The organism is Roseateles oligotrophus (genome assembly GCF_014204525.1).
Lineage (GTDB): Bacteria > Pseudomonadota > Gammaproteobacteria > Burkholderiales > Burkholderiaceae_C > Paucibacter_A > Paucibacter_A oligotrophus_A.
Map to the genome: position 1 here is coordinate 419,673 of NZ_JACHLP010000006.1, position 14,765 is coordinate 434,437.

Consider the following 14,765-nt stretch of genomic DNA (forward strand, 5'->3'; position numbering starts at 1 on the left):
CTCTGGCGGCGTCCGGCGTTCGCGGAGAAAAGATGCAACCACAGAGTCACGGAGTTGAAGCTGATCTGCAAGCTGCATTCCTCAGTGTCTCTGTGCCTCTGTGGTTGCATTTCGGAGTTTTGTTTCCCATGAGCTTGAATATCGTTTTTGACTTTGGTGGCGTGCTGTTCCGCTGGCACCCGCCCAGCTTCCTCGCCCGTGTCTGGCCTCATCGGGTGGCCAACGAGACCGAGGGCGCGGCCGTGGCGGCCGAGTTCTTCACCGCTTACGGCGGCGATTGGGGTGCCTTCGACCAGGGTTTGATCGACGCGCCCACGGTGACGGCTCGCATCGCCGCACGCAGCGGCTGGCCGCTGGCCGAGGTGGCCCAGGTGGTGGCGGCCGTGCCGGATGAGTTGCAGCTTCTGCCCGACACCGTGGCCCTGATCCAGCAGCTCAAGCAGGCGGGCCACCGGCTCTTCTTCCTGTCGAATATGCCCGAGCCCTATGCCGAGCATCTGGAACAGAGTTTTCCGCTGCACGAGTGGTTCGAGGACGGCGTGTTCTCGGGCCGGGTCAAGCAGTCCAAGCCCCGTGCCGAGGTGTTCGAACTGGCTTGCCGGCAGTTTGGCGTCACGCCGCAGAGCTGCGTCTTTCTGGACGATCACCCGGCCAATATCGAAGCCGCCAAGGCCTTGGGATGGCAGGCGATTTTGTTCAGCGATGCCGCTGAGGCAAGACGGCAGCTGGCCAGCTTACTGGCGTAGTTCGGGAGGCAGGGCGTCGGGGTCCAGGTCTTCCAGCGGCGGCGTGGTCTCGACGCGGAAACTCTCGCTGGCCCAGGCGCCCAGATCGATCTGGCGGCAGCGCTCGCTGCAAAAAGGCCGCCACTGATTGCTGGGGGCAAAAACACTGTCGCCACCGCAGGTGGGGCAGCGCACGATACGGGGGCTGTTCATCGTTGGCTCTTTCAGGCGCACAGGGTCAGCTCGAAACCGGCGTCCTGCTGGGCCGGCTTGAGGCGGCCGTCTTCGTCCTGCCGCATCAAGCGGATGGACACCATCAGGCGGTGTCCGCTGATTTCGGGGATCAGCCCCAGGCTGGGGTCGATGCGCATGCGCAGCAGCTGGTAGACGCGGCCGGCGGGCAGGCTTTGCTGGAACTGGCCGTTGCTGGCCGCCACCTTGTGCGGTGCGCCGGAGTCACGCAGCAGGCCCAAGAGCACTTGCAGCGCCTCGGCCAGCGGCATCAGGCTTTCGGTCCATTGCATCAGGTCTTTGCGGCGGCGCACCGGCAGGAATTGCTGCCAGGTGTAGTAGGCCGGCAGATCGAATTCGCAAGTGCCGCCGGGGATGCTGATGCGGCTGCGTATGCTCATCAGCCACTCGTTGGCGGTGAGGGCGTGGCCCGCCTTGCCCGACAGCTTGTTGAGGCCGTCGAAAGCATGGTCGATGCGGCGGATGACCTCGTCCAGCGCCTCGTCCGAGACGCCGGGCTTGCCGCGGTAGCTGGCCAGCTGGGCCTTGTGACGCTCCAGCTCCTTGAGCAGGTCGGACTTCAGGTCGGCGCGCGAGGCCACATCCATGATCTCGAAAATCGTCACCAGGGCGAAGTGGTGGTCGAGCGGGGTTTCGCGCTCCATCAGCTGACCCAGTCGGTCGAACAGATGCTCCAGTCGCAGCATCGTGCGGATGCTTTCGTTGAAGGGGTATTCGTAGAGGACCAAGGCGGTCATTCCTGTCGGTCAGCATTGATGGGGCCAAGTGCTGCGTCCCTGGCCGGTTGTCAGCCGGGGTGCTGCGCGATGTGGTCCGATTGTTTCACAGCCAGAGCCTGTGCTTGCCGCAGCGGGAGCGAGATTTGCAGCGACGGGCCCTGAAATCGATCAAGTCCAATGCCGTGCGAGGGTCAGGACTTGCTGTTTCAGCTCGTCCGGCGTGACGGCCTCGTTGTAAAGCACGGCGTCGGCACAGGCGCGGCGCTGGCTGCGCGAGGCTTGCTGCTGCAACACGGCCAAGGTGGCCTCACGGGTCCAGGCATTGCGTGCGATGACCCGGGCGATCTGGGTCTCGGGCTCGCAGTCCACCACCAGCACCTTGTCCACCCGCTGGCGCCAGCGGCCGGACTCCACCAGCAGGGGCACGTCGAAGACGATGACGGCGGCCGTGGAGGCCATGGCCTGTTCCTGCGTCAGCGCGCCGATCAGGGGGTGGAGTATGGCCTCCAGCCTGCGCTTTACATCGGAGTTGGCACCGGGGGCGGCAAAGGCCTGCTGACGCATCCAGGCGCGGTCGAGGGCGCCGTTTTCATCCAGGGCCTGCGGGCCGAATTCCTTGGCGATGGCCGGCATGGCCGCCCCCTGTGCCAGGGTCAGGCTGCGGGCGATCGCATCGGTGTCGATCAGGCAGGCGCCCAGCTCGGCCCAGCAGCGGGCCACCGTGCTCTTGCCGCTGCCGATGCCGCCGGTCAGGCCAATCTTCATGCCCAGCCCAGCCAGCCCAGCACTCGCTCCGGCCCGGCGAACAGCACGACAAAGCCGCCGCCGGCCAGAAAGGGGCCGAAGGGCACGTAGCGGCCTTCACGCAGCTGGGCGTTCATCTTCATGGCGATGCCGACGATGGCGCCGATCAGCGAAGCACCCAGTACGATGGGCAGAATCATCTGCCAGCCCAGCCAGGCACCTAGCGCGGCCAGCAGCTTGAAGTCGCCATAGCCCATGCCCTCCTTGCCGGTCAGCAGCTTGAACAGCCAGTAGATGGACCAGAGGGATAGATAGCCGACCAGGGCGCCGGTGAGCGAAGCAGTTAGCGGGATCGTCAGGCCCAGCAGGGCGGCGGCCAGGCCGGCCCAGAGCAGGGGCTGGTTGATGGCGTCGGGCAGCAGGGTGGTGTCCCAATCGATGGCGGCCAGGGCCAGCAGGGCGGCGGCAAAACCGCACCAGAGCAGGGTCGTGGGCTGGGGGCCGAAATGCCAGGACAGGGCCGCAAACATTAGGCCGGTGGCCAGCTCGATCAGCGGGTAGCGTTTGGCGATGGGGGCCTTGCAGGCCGAGCATTTGCCACCCAGGCGCAGCCAGCCCAGCAGGGGCAGATTCTCATGCCAGGCCAGCGCATGGGCGCAGTGCGGGCAGCGCGAGCGCGGCATGGCGATGCCCAGCGCGGGGAGTTTCTCCAACTGCTCGCCCAGCTTGCTGGCGGACTGGGCCAGCTTGTCGGCCTCGGTCATGGGCAGCTGGGCCACGCGGCCCAGGGCCTCGGCATCGCCCAGGGTCTGGGCCGCGTCCTGCAGCCACTGGCGCTCCATCATCAGGGGCAGGCGGTGTACCACCACATTGAGAAAGCTGCCCACGCACAGGCCCAGCAGGCCCAGCACATAGGGCGAGAGAAGAAATTCGAATTCCGCAGACGACATAGATTTTCTTGTGCAGGCTCAGACCACTTGGCCCAGCTTGAAGATGGGCAGATACATGGCGACCACGATGCCGCCGATGACGGTGCCCAGGATGACGATGATGAAGGGCTCCATCAGGCTGGACAGGGCCTTGACCGCCTCGTCGACCTCGTCCTCGTAGAACTCGGCGGACTTGGACAGCATATGGTCCAGCGAGCCCGACTCTTCGCCGATGGCCGCCATCTGCAAGACCATGGTGGGGAAGATGCCGGTGCTGGTCATGGAGGTGGTCAGGGCCGTGCCGGTGGAGACATCGCGCTGGATCTTCTCGGTGGCCTCGGCGAACACCGCATTGCCGGAGGCGCCGCCCACCGAGTCCAGCGCTTCCACCAGGGGCACGCCGGCGGCGAACATGGTGGACAGGGTGCGGGTCCAGCGTGCCACGGCAGACTTGTAGAGCAGATCGCCAAAGATGGGCACCTTCAGCAACAGGCGGTCCATGGTGTGCTGCATCTTGACCGAGCGCTTCCAGCTCTGGAAGAAGAAGTAGATGGCGCCGAAGATGCTGGGGAAGATGATCCACCAATAGCCCACAAAGAACTTGGACATGGCGATCACCATCAAGGTGGGCGCGGGCAGTTCGGCACCGAAGGACTTGAACACATCCTCGAAGGCGGGCACCACGAAGATCATGATCACCGCCACCACGATGAAGGCGACGACCAAGACGCCCACCGGATAGGTCAGGGCGGATTTGATCTTGTTCTTCAGCGCGACCGTCTTCTCCTGGTAGATCGCCAGGCGATCCAGCAAGGCTTCCAGGATACCTGCGGCCTCGCCCGCCTCGACCAGATTGCAGTAGAGCGCGTCGAAGTACATGGGGTGTTTGCGCAGCGAGGTGGACAGGCTGGTGCCGGTCTCCACGTCCTGGCGGATATCGTTCAGCAGCCGGGTCAGGCGTGGGTTGGTGCTGCCGCGGCCGACGATCTCGAAGGACTGCAGCAGGGGCACGCCGGCCCGCATCATGGTGGCCAGCTGGCGGGTGAAGACGGCGATGTCTTTTTGTGTGATGGACTTGCCACCGCTGACACGGCGCTTCTTGACCTTGCCCACCAGAATGCCCTGGCGACGCAGGGTGGCACTGACCACGGCCTCGCCACCGGCGCGCAGCTCGCCCCGCACCAGCTTGCCATTGCGGTCCTTGCCCTCCCACTCGTATGTGTACTCGGTCACACGCTTGGCCGTGGCCGCGCTGCTTGTTGCCATATCACCTCCATGGGGCACGCGTCGTGGCGCGGCCCGGATTATTCATTGGTCGCGGCCAGGACTTCTTCCAGCGTGGTCACCCCGAGCTTGACCTTGACCAGGCCAAACTGGCGCAAATCGCGTACGCCGTCCAGCCGGGCCTGCACCGCGATGTCCATGGCCGAACCTTCGGCCAGGATGATGCGCTGTATGGCCTCGGTGATGGGCATGACCTGGTAGAGCCCGACGCGACCGCGGTAACCGTTATTGCAGCTGGAGCAGCCCACGGCACGGTACTGCTTCCAGCTCCCATCCAGCTCTTCTTCGGCAAAACCGGCACGAAGTAAAGCCTCGCGGGGGTAGTCGGCCGGCGCCTTGCAGTTCTCGCACAGGCGGCGCACCAGGCGCTGGGCGGTGATGAGCAAGACGCTGGACGCGATATTGAAGGGCGCCACACCCATATTCAGCAGGCGGCTGAGCGTCTTGGGCGCGTCATTGGTGTGCAAGGTGGACATCACCATATGGCCGGTCTGGGCGGCCTTGATGGCGATATCGGCCGTCTCCAGATCGCGGATCTCGCCCACCATGATGATGTCGGGATCCTGGCGCAGAAAGGACTTCAGCGCGGCCGAGAAACCCAGGCCCGCCTTGTCATTCACATTCACCTGGTTGATGCCGGGCAGATTGATTTCGGCCGGATCCTCGACGGTGGAGATATTGACGCCCGGCTGGTTCAGGATGTTCAAGCAGGTGTAGAGCGACACCGTCTTGCCCGAGCCGGTGGGCCCGGTCACCAGCACCATGCCGTAGGGCCGGGAGATGGCGGCCAGCAGGCGTTCCTTCTCGATCTTCTCGTAACCCAGGGCGTCGATGCCCAGCTTGGCCGAGGAGGGGTCGAGGATACGGATGACGATCTTCTCGCCGAACAAGGTGGGCAAGGTGCTGATGCGGAAATCGATGGCCTTGGCCCCGAACTTGAGCTTCATGCGGCCGTCCTGCGGCACACGGCGCTCGGCGATGTCCAGGCGCGACAAGACCTTGATGCGCGAGGCCAGCTTGTCCTTGATGGCGATGGGCGGCTGGGTGATCTCACGCAGTTCGCCGTCGACCCGGAAGCGCACCCGGTAGTGGTATTCGTAGGGCTCGAAATGCAGGTCGGAGGCGCGCATATTGATGGCGTCCACCAGCATTTTTTGCAGGAAGCGCACCACCGGCGCGTCTTCCACATCGCCCAGTTCGGCGGCTTCTTGCTGCGGGGCGGCGTCTTCTTCGGCGATGTCGAAGTCGAAGTCCTCGCCGGACATGGACTCCAGCGCCTCGGCCGCACTGGCCGCCGAGCCTTGCAGCATGCGGCTGAGCTTGTCGTACTCGACGATCACCCATTCCGGCGTCAGCTGGGTGGCGAATTTGATGCGTTCCACCACGTCCTGGTCGGTGGGGTCGGCGCCGCCGATGAAGAGGCGGCTGCCGCGCCGCCCCAGAACCACGATCTGATACTGATTGGCCAGCTTGGCATCGACGATGTCGTGCGGCATGCGCTGGGCATCCATGGCCGCTAGATCCAGCAGGGGCACGGCCAGGGCGGTAGACAGGGTGTGGGCCAGATCGGCCGAGCTCACCAGACCCGCGCCGACGACGGCGTTGACGAAGCTGATCTTCTTCTCGCGCGCCTGGCGCATCAGATCCTCGGCCTGCTTGGGCTGCATCCTGCCTGCATGGACGAGCATGCGGGCGACGCCGGACAGGGCGGACTGAGATGGCTCGGCCAAGGTGGGTTCCACAGGGTCTCTCGGGCTTGCGATGGTTTGAGGGCAGCTCCAGCGGGCGGGCGGCTTGACACCAATCTCAAATCATCGCGGGCGACAAGATTCCGAATTGAAAAGATAGTGCACAAAGCGCCCAGCCATGCCGAGCCTCAGCCCGGCACTTTAAACCGAGCGCCGAATATTTTTCCCCTTCAAGACTCGGTGAAGTCCCTGCTTTTTCACGCTAAATGCGCTTCGTCGCAGTGGCGATACATTGTGTAAAAAAGTGTTCCAGGGGCGCAGTACGCCATTTCAGAAGAAGTCGATATTGGAGCCGCCGCCGGCTTCGCTCGCGGCCGAGACGCTGCGGGACGCCATCTGGGCACGTGCCTGGGCGGCGGCCTCGACGGCGGAGCGGGCCGATTTGAGGAACTCGGTCACCGCCGAATCGTCGCCCAGGCGGAAGGTGCTGAGCACCTCGGCCAAGGCCACCGACTGGCCCAGCAACTCATGGGCGATCTCGCCGGAGCGCTCCGCCACATGGACGTTCTGCCGCGTCACCTCGTCCAGCTCCTTGACCGAGGCGGCCACCACTTCCAGGCCTTGAGCGTGCTCGGAGTTGTCGGCCGTCAGATTGTCGAAGACCTCGCCGACGCGTTTGACCGAGCTGACCAGCTCGACCATGGTGCCACCGGCCACATCGGCCAGTTTGGCACCGCGCTCCACCGTTTCCAGCGAGGCGGCGATCAGGGTCTTGATTTCCTTGGCGGCCTCGGCCGAGCGGCCGGCCAGGCGGCGCACCTCGCCGGCCACCACCGCAAAGCCGCGGCCTTGCTCGCCGGCGCGGGCCGCTTCCACCGCTGCGTTCAGGGCCAGGATATTGGTCTGGAAGGCGATCATGTCGATCACCGAGATGATGTCGGTGATGCGGCGCGAGGATTGATCGATCTCCTGCATGGCGCTGACCATCTGCGACACCACATCCCCGCCCTTGATGGCCATGGCCGAGGACGCGTGCGACATGTCCAGCGCTTCCTTGGAGGCGCGTGCGCTGGCCTGCACGATCATGGTGATCTGCTCCAGGCTCATGGCCGCGTCCTTCAGACCGTTGGCGGTCTTGTCGGTGCGTGACAGCAGCTCGGTGCTGGTGGCGCCGACCTCTTCGGCCGCGCCATGCACGCTGAAGGTCGCCTCGCGCACCAGGCGCAGGGCCGAGGACATGCGGCCTTGCACATCCTTCAGGCGGCCGCCGACCTTGGAGCCGGTGCGGATCGAGTCCAGATTGAGGCGTATGGGGCCATCCTTACCCATGGCATTGACCAGGAATTCCAGCTCGAAACGCTCGTTCGCCCGCTGCTGCATCTGGCGGGCGCCCTGGATCAGGAAGGTGCTGAGCACCGCCAGGAAGCCCAGATCGGCCACCTGGCCCCAGCGCCCCTCGGTGCCGTGCACGTACAAGGGCAGTTGCGCGGAGCTGAGAGCCTGGAAGCCCAGCTGATGCAGGCCCAGCAGGCCGCCCATGAAGGCGATCACCCGCCAGTCGCCGTAGAACAGCATCAGGCACAGGCTCACATAGACATTGGCGTGGATATTGGTCGCACCCTGGGTCAGCTGCAGCTGCAAGGCGACCAAGGCCACCAGCACCGTCGCCAACACCAGACGGCTGCTGATGCGCCCGCCGACATAGCGGTAGCTCAAGCCCGCCAGCAATAGGCAGGGCAGGGCGACCTTGAGCGCGAGCGGCAGGGCCTGGGTGTAGTAGCCCAGGCCGAGCGCCAGGATGGCGTTGAGCAATACCACCAGCAGGATGGTGATGTCCTGACTCTTGTTGCTGTTGAGCAGAGCGGGATGGGTATTCATGCGACGGAGCATCCTCTAGGTTCAGCGAATTCATCGTCGGCACTCGGCGCTGTGGGCTATGCAAATCGACGTTATGTCTTGGCAAGAGGTGTAGCAAGATGCCGAGTGCTCACATCGTTACTTCGGAGTAATCATCGCGTTCTTGATGCATAAACGCCAGGTAAATTCGCCTGTATTTATGTGCATGGAATTCGTTTTCCTGGTGCAAATTTGTACACCGTGCGCCTGTGCTGAGGCATCATGGCGCAGCGTTATCAAATGCCTTCAGGGGTCGCCATCGTGAAGAAAATTCTCATCGTTGAAGATCAAGAGGAAATTCGGGAACTTATCCGCGTAACGCTGGAGTTCGACGACTACGAAATCGAGGAGTCGCCCAATGGCGACGAGGGCCTGCGCAAGGCCGGCAGCTTCCGGCCCGACCTGATCTTGCTGGACGTGATGATGCCCGGCGGCCTCAATGGCTTGCAGGTCTGCCAGCGCGTGAAGGCCGACCCCGCACTCAAGCGCACCAAGGTGATTCTGCTGACCGCGCGCGGCCAGGACGGCGACCGCCAAGCCGGCCTGAAGGCCGGTGCCGACGAGTATTTGATCAAGCCCTTCAGCCCGCTGGAGTTGATGAAGGTGATTGGCAAGGTCATCCGCTGAAGTGAAAGTGAGCCCCTCGCCCAATCTCGCCCCGCTGAACGCGGGCGAGCCTGGTCGGTCCCCAAGGGGACGGCGATGCTTGGCGGATCGACCGCCAAGCACATCGCCAGCTCGGGCCGGCTTGGGAACGGCCCGGCGCTCGGCCCGTACGTCAGCGCTGTGGATAAAGAAGTGCGCGCCAATCAGCCCGCCAGGCCGCTGAGCTTGATCAGGGCGGCCGGTGCGGCCGTCAATGACACGATGTGCTGGGCCGCGCCCAGATCCGCCGCGGCCTTGGGCATGCCGTAGACCACGCAGCTGGCCTCGTCCTGGGCCAGGGTGCTGGCGCCGGCCTTGCGCATCTCCAGCAGGCCGCGTGCCCCGTCATCCCCCATGCCGGTGAAGATGGCGCCGATGGCGTTGCGGCCCGCGCATTGCGCCACCGATTTGAACAGCACGTCCACCGAGGGCTTGTGGTGGTTGACCAGGGGGCCGTCGCGCACCTCCACCACATATTGGGCGCCGCTGCGCTTGAGCTGCATATGCCGGCCGCCGGGAGCCACCAGCACGCGGCCGTTGATGACGCGGTCGCCGTCCTTGGCCTCCAGCACCTCCAGATCGCTCATGGTGTTCAGCCGGGCGGCAAAGGACTGGGTGAATTTCTCTGGCATATGCTGGACCAGCACGATGCCCGGCATGGTGCGCGGCAGCTGGCGCAGCACCGCCTCGATGGTCTGCACGCCGCCGGTGGAGCTGCCGAAGGCGATGACGCGGTCGGTGGTCTCGGCCATGGCCAGATTGCTGGCGAAGGCGGCGGGGTTGCCGGCGTTGTAGCTGGCTTGAGACCCGCCGGCGATGGGCAGGGCCCGCACATTGGCCTTGGCCGCCGCGCGCACCATGCCGACCAGGCCATTGCCCGGGTCTTCCAGAAAATCGCGCAGGCCGATCTTGGGCTTGGTGACAAAGCCCACGGCGCCGGCGGCCAGGGCCTGCATGGTGGTTTCGCAGCCGGCTTCGGTTAGGGTCGAGCACATCACCACCGGCATGGGGTGCTCGCGCATCAGCTGGCGCAGAAAGCTGATGCCGTCCATGCGCGGCATCTCGACATCGAGCACGATGACGTCCGGCCAGTTGGCTTGCAGCTTGGGCCAGGCGAACAGCGGGTCGCTGGCGGTCATGAGGACCTGGATGCCGGCCGCCTCCAGCAGGCCGCTCAGGTGTTTGCGGACCACGGCCGAGTCGTCGATCACGGCAACACGCAGGGCTTGACTCATGGCGCTCACTCCGGGCTCATTTGCTGGCTTGGCCGCGCTTGACCTCGACCTTGCCGCTGGGCAGGTCCAGGGAGACGGTTCGGGGTACGTTGTCGCCGACGTCGACGTCTTGCAGCTGGAAGCCGTGTTGGTCGATCAAGGCCCAGCCCTGTTCGATATTGCGCTGGCCCACATTGAATTTGACGTTCATGCCGTCGGGCATGGTGTCGGCGCCGCCGTAGAGGTGGGCCAGATAGTCGGCGGGTTTGCTGCCCGTCCGTTTGAGCGCCTGCACCAGCAGCTCGATCGCCTCGTCGCCATAACGGCCATCCAGGGCGGCCTGGCCTCGATTGATGCGCGAGGGCAGCAGGTAGTGACACATGCCGCCCCATTGCTTGCCCGGATGCCAGAGCGTGATGGCGACACAGGAGCCCAGCAAGGTGCGCAGCAGCGCCCCCTGGCCGAAATGCCATTGGCCGGGCATCAGATTCATGATTTGCTGGCTGCTGTTCAAGGCCGGCAGGCGCGGCGGCGGGAGATTGCTGAAGGGCCTGTTCATGGGGCTCACCCTGCATTCATGCGTGTTGGTAGATCGCCGGCGCGATGGCCTTGAGCGGCAGGTCCAGGGCCGCCAGGGATTCGGCATGGCCGGGGTAGAGCACGCCGCCCGGCTTCAGCCTTTCGATCACACGCTCCACGATGGCGCGCTTGGCGGAGGCATCGAAGTAGATCAGCACATTGCGCAAAAAAATAACGTCAAACAAGGGCAGGGCCGGCAGCGGCTGCATCAGGTTGGCGCACTGGAACTTCACCCGCGCGCGCAGCTCCTTCATGATCAGCAGCTGGCCCTCGTAAGGGCCTTCGCCGCGCAGGCAGAAGCGGCGCAGATAGTCCTTGCTGGTGTCGCGCGCCCGCTCCATGGGGTAGAGGCCTTGGCGGGCGCTGTCCACCACGGTGGTGGAGAGGTCGGTGCCGTGGATGGTCCAGGGGGCCGTGCCCAGCTTGTCGGCCAGCACCATGGCGATGCTGTAAGCCTCCTCGCCGGAGGAGGAGGCACCGCTCCAGACCAGGAACTCGCCGGCACCGCCAGCACCGCCAGTAGCGCGGTGGGCGCCGGCGCGCCGGGCCAGGTCCTCGAAATGGGCCGGCTCGCGGAAGAAGTAGGTTTCATTGGTGGTGAGCTTGTCCACCACGCTGACCAGCATGTCCTCGGACAGCTGGCCGCGCACCATCTTCTGCACAAAAACGTTCAGATCGGACTCGCCCGAGTCGGCCGCCAGCTTTTGCAGCCGGCTTTGCACCAGGGCGCGCTTGGCCTCGGTGAGGCGGATGCCGGAGATGCGGTGGAACAGGTCGGTGATGGCTGTGAATGACTGGGGCGAGAGTGAACTCATGGCGAGCGTCAGGCGGGTTGAGGTGCGGCCATCAGGGCCGACAGGGCGGCGGGCGACAGCACCTGGTCCAGATTCAGCAAGGCCGCATAACTGCCCCGCACATTGACCATGCCGGCCAGGAACTCCGGCGCGATGGCCACGCCCAGATTGGGCGCCGCTTCGATGCGCTTGCTGTCCACCTCCAGCACCTCGTAGACGGCGTCGACCAGCACGCCCGCGATCAGGCGGTCGTAGTCCTCATCGCCCTTGGCCTCGACCACGATGATGGCGGTGCGCCGGCCCAGCTCGGTCAGCCCCAGGCCGAAGCGGGCGCCCAGGTCCACCACCGGCACCACCGCGCCGCGCAGATTCATCACCCCGCGGACAAAGGGCGGGGTTTGCGGCAGCGGGGTCATGCGGCCGACCTCCAGAATCTCCCGCACCACCTCGATGGGGATGACCAGGGTCTCGCGGCCCACGGCCAGGCGCAGCAGTTGCTGCATCGGGCCGTCCTTGGCATGCTCGGCGATTGCGCTGAGCAGGATGTCCGCCGGTGCGCCATGTCCTGTGCTCATGGCTGCTCCTTAAAAGCGTTTGAAATAGGATTCATCGATTTCGCCGGCCGCGCTGCTGTTGCCGCTGCCGCGCGGCTTGGCGCTCGCGGCGGCGGGCTTGAATTGCTGGCTGCTGCTGCTGCTGCCGCTGCTGCGTTGCTGCTGCTGGGCCTCGTAACTCGCCCGGGTCGCGTTGACGCTGCCGCCGCCTGTTCCGCCGGTGCTGCCGGGGGGGGCCGCCGCGCGGGTTTGGCCGTTCAAGGAGGCGCCCTTGCCGCGCGGGGCACCGGAGGCCTTGTCATCGACCAGTTGGAAGAAGGCCATCTGCTCCTGCAATTGCGCGGCCTGGGCCGACAGTTGCTCGGCCGTGGCCGAGAGTTGTTCGGAGGCCGAGGCGGTTTGTTGGGTGGTGGTGGAGAGATGGTTCATCGCCGCCGTGATCTGGCCAACTCCTTGCGATTGCTCGCCCGAGGCGGCGGAGATCTCCTGCACCAGCTCCGAGGTCTTCTGGATGGAGGGCACCATATTGCCCAGCAGCACGCCGGCCTTCTCGGCCATCTGCACGCTGGAGCCGGCCAGGGCGCCGATCTCCTGGGCCGCCACCTGGCTGCGCTCGGCCAGCTTGCGCACCTCGGCGGCCACCACGGCAAAGCCCTTGCCATGTTCGCCGGCGCGCGCCGCCTCGATGGCGGCGTTGAGGGCCAGCAGATTGGTCTGGTAGGCGATGTCGTCGATGATGGAAATCTTGGTGGCGATGGACTTCATCGCATCGGCCGTTTGGCTGACCGCCTCGCCGCCGTCCTGGGCCTCCTTGGCCGCCTTGGTGGCCATGCCGTCGGTGAGGTTGGCGCTGTCGGCGTTTTGCTTGACCGAGGAGGCCATCTCCTGCAGCGAGGCCGTCGTCTGCTCGACGCTGGCGGCCTGCTGCGAGGCCGAGTGCGAGAGCGATTGCGAGGTCTGCGAGACCTGGTCCGAGGCGCTGCTGAGCTGCTCGGCCGCGGCGCGTACCTCGCGGATGGTGCCGCTGACGGTCTCGATCAGCTCATTGAATTTGTCGCCAATCTGCTTGAAGAAGCCCGTCTTGTCCGCCGTGGGGATGCGCTGGCTCAGATCGCCCGCGTTGGCGGCCGTCGCCAGGGCGTCGAATTCCTGCTCGGCCGCCAGCTGCTCGGTGCGGTCCTGCCACTGGCCGACGGTGCCGATCAGACGGCCCGTTTTGTCGCGTATCGGTGAGGTGGTGACGTCGTAGTTGCGTCCGCCCAGCACCATGGCGGCCTGGGTGGTCTCCTGCAGACTGAGCATGCGCTGCACCGCAGCCGCCGCATCTTTGTAGAACATGCCGATGGAGCCGCCTATCACCTGGCGAGCGTCGAAGCTGGGCAAGTCGGCGCGGAAGGCCGCCTCGTCGCGGCGCAAGATGTTCAGCAAGGCCTCGTTGGCATAGGCGATCAGGCCTTGATCGTCGGAGATGCGCACCGGCATCGCCGCCACATCGAGCGCGCTGCGTATGCGTGCGTTCTCGGCCGCCATCTTCTGCTCGCGCTCGGCCGCGGCCAGCTCGGCCGTCATGTCCTTCCATTCCACCACCGTGCCCAGGCGTTTACCGCCCACCAGCACGGGGTTGACGATCAGGTCGAAGCGGCGGCCGCCCAGCGTCAGGCGGGTGGTATGCGCGCTGCTCAGGCGGTCCAGCAGGCCGCGCTGGTGGGCAGGGTTTTTGTGGAAGACATCGATATTGCTGCCGATCACGCTGGCGGCGCCGAAGCGCGGCAGATCCTTGCGGATATCGTCCTCGGCATGGCTCAGCATGGCCTTGAGCGAGGCATTGCCGTAGATGATGTTGTAGCCGGTGTCGGCCACCATGATGTTGGTGGCCGCCACGTCCAGGGCCTGGCGTATGCGTTCGGCTTCTTCCGCCCGCTTGCGGGTGTCGGCGAACTCGAAGCTCAGGCGGGTCTGCACCCGCTTGAGGGCAAGCATCATGCGCGCCAGCTCGTCCCGGCCTTCGGTTTGCACCACGCCGTCAAAACAGCCCTGGCCAAACATCTCGAATTGGGCGCCGGCCAGCGCCAGGGTGCGGCGCAAGCGCTGGGTGATGAACCCCAGGCTGCAGGCGCCGGTCAGGGCCAGCAGCAGGCCTGCGCCCGCCAGCAGCCAGTCGGACGCGGGCAGGGCATAACCCGTTAGCAGAGCGCCTGCGGTCAGCAGCGAGGCGGCCATGCCGGTCTTGCCGGCCTGGCCCAGGCCGGCGGAGAACTGGCGCAGGCTGTCCAGCAGCCCGGTCTTGACGCCCTGGCCGTCCCGGATGATCCAGCCGCCGGCCCGGCCCTCCTTGAAGCGGCGGTACAAGGCCTCGGCCGCGGCCACCTGCTCGCGCGTCGGCCGGGTGCGTACCGACATATAGGCCACCACCGAGTCGCCCTCCTTGACCGGCGTGGCATTGGCCACCACCCAATAGTGGTCGCCGTTCTTGCAGCGGTTCTTGACGATGCCCGTCCAGGGGCGGCCGCTTTTCAGTGCCGACCACATATCCGCATAAGCCTCTTCCGGCATATCCGGGTGGCGGACGATGTTGTGGGGCTGGCCGATCAACTCGGCTTCGGTGAAGCCGCTGGCTTCGAGGAAGTCGTCGTTGATATAGGCGATGCGGCCTTTCAGGTCGGTGCGTGACACGATGGTCATGCCATCCCTGAGCAGGAATTCCTGTTGGGTGACGGGCAGATTTGTACGCATGGCAGGCTT

14 protein-coding genes are annotated in these 14,765 nt (G+C 65.4%); 2 read left to right on the forward strand and 12 right to left on the reverse strand.

Annotation, left to right across the window (positions count from 1 at the left end; translation table 11 throughout):
• Positions 1–128 precede the first annotated feature (128 nt).
• A complete protein-coding gene (locus tag HNP55_RS16555; protein WP_184301696.1) occupies positions 129–746 on the forward strand; it encodes an HAD family hydrolase in 618 nt (205 codons plus the stop codon).
• Here HNP55_RS16555 and HNP55_RS16560 read toward each other — a convergent pair.
• From HNP55_RS16560 to HNP55_RS16590, 7 genes are all read right to left on the reverse strand, one after another.
• On the reverse strand, positions 735–938 hold the full coding sequence (locus HNP55_RS16560) for a DNA gyrase inhibitor YacG (RefSeq protein ID WP_184301699.1): 204 nt from the start codon (positions 936–938) through the stop codon (positions 735–737). The genes HNP55_RS16555 and HNP55_RS16560 overlap by 12 nt on opposite strands.
• A gap of 11 nt (positions 939–949) precedes the next feature.
• Positions 950–1,705, reverse strand: coding sequence for a cell division protein ZapD (zapD, locus tag HNP55_RS16565; protein ID WP_184301904.1), 756 nt, complete (start codon positions 1,703–1,705; stop codon positions 950–952).
• Positions 1,706–1,864: 159 nt separating this feature from the next.
• Positions 1,865–2,461: a dephospho-CoA kinase gene (gene coaE, locus HNP55_RS16570; RefSeq protein ID WP_184301702.1), complete on the reverse strand. Its 597-nt coding sequence runs from the start codon at positions 2,459–2,461 to the stop codon at positions 1,865–1,867.
• Entirely contained in the window at positions 2,458–3,390 is a 933-nt protein-coding gene (locus HNP55_RS16575) for a prepilin peptidase (protein ID WP_184301705.1), read from the reverse strand. Before HNP55_RS16575 ends, coaE begins: the two co-directional genes overlap by 4 nt.
• 18 nt (positions 3,391–3,408) lie before the next feature.
• On the reverse strand, positions 3,409–4,635 hold the full coding sequence (locus HNP55_RS16580; RefSeq protein ID WP_184301706.1) for a type II secretion system F family protein: 1,227 nt from the start codon (positions 4,633–4,635) through the stop codon (positions 3,409–3,411).
• Between the two features lie 38 nt (positions 4,636–4,673).
• Positions 4,674–6,341, reverse strand: a complete 1,668-nt coding sequence (pilB, locus tag HNP55_RS16585; protein ID WP_184301906.1) for a type IV-A pilus assembly ATPase PilB — start codon at positions 6,339–6,341, stop codon at positions 4,674–4,676.
• Between the two features lie 330 nt (positions 6,342–6,671).
• Positions 6,672–8,219, reverse strand: a complete 1,548-nt coding sequence (locus tag HNP55_RS16590; protein ID WP_184301709.1) for a methyl-accepting chemotaxis protein — start codon at positions 8,217–8,219, stop codon at positions 6,672–6,674.
• 279 nt (positions 8,220–8,498) lie between these two features.
• Between HNP55_RS16590 and HNP55_RS16595 the strand changes: the two genes are divergently transcribed.
• Positions 8,499–8,864 carry a response regulator gene (locus HNP55_RS16595; protein ID WP_184301711.1) on the forward strand — a complete coding sequence of 122 codons (366 nt, stop codon included), beginning with the start codon at positions 8,499–8,501 and terminating at the stop codon, positions 8,862–8,864.
• Positions 8,865–9,046: 182 nt separating this feature from the next.
• On the opposite strand, the gene HNP55_RS16600 is transcribed toward HNP55_RS16595, so the two are convergent.
• Genes HNP55_RS16600 through HNP55_RS24870 form a run of 5 tightly spaced genes read right to left on the reverse strand, consistent with a single transcriptional unit; the run spans position 9,047 to position 14,756 of the window.
• Positions 9,047–10,117: a chemotaxis response regulator protein-glutamate methylesterase gene (locus HNP55_RS16600; protein ID WP_184301714.1), complete on the reverse strand. Its 1,071-nt coding sequence runs from the start codon at positions 10,115–10,117 to the stop codon at positions 9,047–9,049.
• Between the two features lie 16 nt (positions 10,118–10,133).
• Entirely contained in the window at positions 10,134–10,655 is a 522-nt protein-coding gene (locus HNP55_RS16605; protein WP_246448459.1) for a chemotaxis protein CheD, read from the reverse strand.
• Positions 10,656–10,671: 16 nt separating this feature from the next.
• A complete protein-coding gene (locus HNP55_RS16610) occupies positions 10,672–11,490 on the reverse strand; it encodes a CheR family methyltransferase (RefSeq protein ID WP_184301717.1) in 819 nt (272 codons plus the stop codon).
• A gap of 8 nt (positions 11,491–11,498) precedes the next feature.
• The gene (locus tag HNP55_RS16615; protein ID WP_184301720.1) at positions 11,499–12,044 is read right to left on the reverse strand and encodes a chemotaxis protein CheW; all 546 of its coding nucleotides are present in this window, start codon (positions 12,042–12,044) and stop codon (positions 11,499–11,501) included.
• Between the two features lie 9 nt (positions 12,045–12,053).
• On the reverse strand, positions 12,054–14,756 hold the full coding sequence (locus HNP55_RS24870) for a methyl-accepting chemotaxis protein (protein WP_184301723.1): 2,703 nt from the start codon (positions 14,754–14,756) through the stop codon (positions 12,054–12,056).
• Positions 14,757–14,765 lie beyond the last annotated feature (9 nt).

Coding starts and splice junctions, on each gene's coding strand:
- HNP55_RS16555 (WP_184301696.1), top strand. CDS start 129: ATGAGCTTGAATATCGTTTTTGACTTTGGTGGCGTGCTGTTCCGCTGG.
- HNP55_RS16560 (WP_184301699.1), bottom strand. CDS start 938: ATGAACAGCCCCCGTATCGTGCGCTGCCCCACCTGCGGTGGCGACAGT.
- coaE (WP_184301702.1), bottom strand. CDS start 2,461: ATGAAGATTGGCCTGACCGGCGGCATCGGCAGCGGCAAGAGCACGGTG.
- HNP55_RS16575 (WP_184301705.1), bottom strand. CDS start 3,390: ATGTCGTCTGCGGAATTCGAATTTCTTCTCTCGCCCTATGTGCTGGGC.
- HNP55_RS16580 (WP_184301706.1), bottom strand. CDS start 4,635: ATGGCAACAAGCAGCGCGGCCACGGCCAAGCGTGTGACCGAGTACACA.
- pilB (WP_184301906.1), bottom strand. CDS start 6,341: ATGCTCGTCCATGCAGGCAGGATGCAGCCCAAGCAGGCCGAGGATCTG.
- HNP55_RS16590 (WP_184301709.1), bottom strand. CDS start 8,219: ATGAATACCCATCCCGCTCTGCTCAACAGCAACAAGAGTCAGGACATC.
- HNP55_RS16600 (WP_184301714.1), bottom strand. CDS start 10,117: ATGAGTCAAGCCCTGCGTGTTGCCGTGATCGACGACTCGGCCGTGGTC.
- HNP55_RS16605 (WP_246448459.1), bottom strand. CDS start 10,655: ATGAACAGGCCCTTCAGCAATCTCCCGCCGCCGCGCCTGCCGGCCTTG.
- HNP55_RS16610 (WP_184301717.1), bottom strand. CDS start 11,490: ATGAGTTCACTCTCGCCCCAGTCATTCACAGCCATCACCGACCTGTTC.
- HNP55_RS16615 (WP_184301720.1), bottom strand. CDS start 12,044: ATGAGCACAGGACATGGCGCACCGGCGGACATCCTGCTCAGCGCAATC.
- HNP55_RS24870 (WP_184301723.1), bottom strand. CDS start 14,756: ATGCGTACAAATCTGCCCGTCACCCAACAGGAATTCCTGCTCAGGGAT.